Raw genomic sequence first — 2,393 nt, 5'->3', positions numbered from 1 at the left:
TGGATTGGCCGTTGGGTATCATTACAACAAAAGCGCCGCCTTCTTTAAGCAAAAAAGTTTTTATAGCAATTAAAGTATCAATAATTTTATCTTTATCTACATGCTCCAAAACATGGCTCATAGTAATAAAATCAAATTTCTCAGTAATAGTTTTTGAAAAAGTTATTACGTCTTCAATTTTCACAACATTTATCCCTTTTTCTGTACAAGCCTTTATTGACTCGTCAGAAATATCGATACCAAGGGTTTTTGTGTACCCCATTTTATTTATTTCATTAAGATACTGCCCTAATCCGCAACCAATATCTAAAATGTTTGCTTCCTTATTTTTGGGAAGTACTTTTAAAAGATATTTAGGAATTTTATACAAATCATAAAAACTTACATCAACATTTCTAGCTGAGAAATATTTGGACTCCTTAATTTTGGCATCTGTCTGCATATAAAATCTGAACTTAGTTTAACTCTTATAAAATAATATAACCATATTTTTGCTTACAATAAATTGCACCTACAAACATGCTCAATACTGCTAAATTACTGATTTATGAGGTTATATTGCTACTGGCAAAAATAAGGTTTACCAAACAATCCACAGATAATGATACCATTTTATTAATTAAAACTGATGAACTGGGAGATTATATCCTTTTTAGAAATTACATTCAACTTTTTATAACCACTTATGCTTCCAATAAAAAAATAATTTTTATTGGCAACGAACTTTGGAAAAATCTTTTTGAAAATTTTGATCAGCACCCCGGCATAATGGCAACTTACTGGGTAAACAAAAAAAGTTTTAAAAGCCAAATGGCTTACCGTTACCGGTTACTTAAACAAGTAAACCACTTAAATGCAGCCACTGCCATAAACTTTGTGTATTCCAGAACCAGAAGGTTTGAAGATGCCATAGTAAGTGCGTCTTCCGCTGCAATAAAAATAGGTTATGCCGGTAATACTGATAATGCGCTGCCTCTTGAAAAATTGTTAAATAAAAAATTGTACACTCAACAAATAAATGTACGGGATAAATTACACGACTTTTTAAAACATCAATTATTTTTAAAAGCTATTTCAGCTAACAGTATTGAATTACCTGCTTTAAATATTCCAGCAATTATAAACACCAGTTTTACTGTACCTGATAAACGGTATATTTTACTTTTTCCCGGTTCGGGCAAGCCCGAAAAAATATGGGCCACTGCAAAATTTGTTGAAGTTGCAAATTATATAACTGAAAAACTGGGTTACCATATTTGCCTTTGCGGATCCAAAGCCGATATACCACATGCTGAAAATTTTATTACTAATTTTAAACAGGATGTAAGTAATTATTGTGGCAAAACGAACATGATACAGGTAATTGAACTGGTGCAAAAAAGTAAATTTATTGTTAGTATTGATACCGGCTCTGTGCATTTAGCAGCTGCCTGCAACATCCCTGCTTTTGCGGTGTATAACGGCATTCATTATGGCAGGTTTGCGCCTTATCCTCCGGAGCTTAAAAAAAATATTTACCCATTTTACCCGGATGAGGTGGAAATGCAATTACTTCGTAATGGCAAAGCAGAAATTGTTCCGGGCAATTATAATGATGTTAGTGCTGAAAAAGTTATTGCAGGCATATTAAAATTTACTACAACTAAATAAAATGGGTATCAGGCGCCAGAGTATATTTTCTTCTTTATTAATTTATGTTGGTTTTATTTTTGGCGCCCTCAATACTTATTTATTTACAAAACAGGGGCTTTTTAAACCCGAGGAATATGGATTGATACAGGTAATACTGAATGTTAACCTCGTATTTTTTTCCATCTGTACTTTAGGCGGCCCGGCAATGATGAGCCGCTTTTTTCCTTACTACCAGAATCTCCCCAAAAAACAAAATGATCTTTTTTCTTTTGTTTTATTGGCTTCATTAGCCGGCTTTACCATTCTTTGTTTACTGGCTTATTTTTTTCAACCATTGGTAGTTCGAAAGTTTCAAACCACATCAGCATTGTTGATCAATTATTATTACTGGATATTACCTTACACACTTTTTTATACTGTTTTTTATATTCTTGAAGTGCAAAGTTATATCAGTAAAAAGGGAGTAGCCCCCAGCTTTTTAAAAGAAACCGTTAACAGGCTGATCGTAACTTTTTTAATTGTGCTTTTCATGCTTAAAGTAATCAACTTCGATCAGTTTGTTAAGTCGTATGTTTTTTCTTACGTTCTCTTAATTATTTTTTTAGGGGCGTTTTTATATTTGTACTACAAAGCGCAAGAACCACTGCATTACTCACAAGTGGGGGAGAAGCTAGGCGTCAGCGCGATTACAGCCTATGACATGCTGCGGATTTTGGAAAAAGGCGGCTTAGTCCGCCTTTTTTGTTGGATAAATCTAAATT

The 2,393-nt window shown here is 33.3% G+C and carries 3 protein-coding genes; 2 read left to right on the top strand and 1 reads right to left on the bottom strand.

The genetic code is table 11. From position 1 onward, the window contains the following. On the bottom strand, window positions 1-442 hold a 442-nt coding region (locus tag ACY65O_RS06815; RefSeq protein WP_462220102.1), incomplete at its 3' end, for a class I SAM-dependent methyltransferase. A gap of 77 nt (window positions 443-519) precedes the next feature. Between ACY65O_RS06815 and ACY65O_RS06810 the strand changes: the two genes are divergently transcribed. Both ACY65O_RS06810 and ACY65O_RS06805 read left to right on the top strand, forming a co-directional pair. Continuing rightward, a complete protein-coding gene (locus ACY65O_RS06810; RefSeq protein WP_462220101.1) occupies window positions 520-1,650 on the top strand; it encodes a glycosyltransferase family 9 protein in 1,131 nt (376 codons plus the stop codon). 1 nt (window position 1,651) lies between these two features. Next, on the top strand, window positions 1,652-2,393 hold a 742-nt coding region (locus tag ACY65O_RS06805; protein WP_462220100.1), incomplete at its 3' end, for a polysaccharide biosynthesis protein.

The organism is Ferruginibacter sp. (assembly GCF_031430955.1).
Classification (GTDB): domain Bacteria; phylum Bacteroidota; class Bacteroidia; order Chitinophagales; family Chitinophagaceae; genus Ferruginibacter.
The sequence above is the reverse complement of the archived record's forward strand: the minus strand, read 5'-3'. Positions and strand labels throughout refer to the sequence as shown.

Coding starts and splice junctions, on each gene's coding strand:
- ACY65O_RS06810 (WP_462220101.1), top strand. CDS start 520: ATGCTCAATACTGCTAAATTACTGATTTATGAGGTTATATTGCTACTG.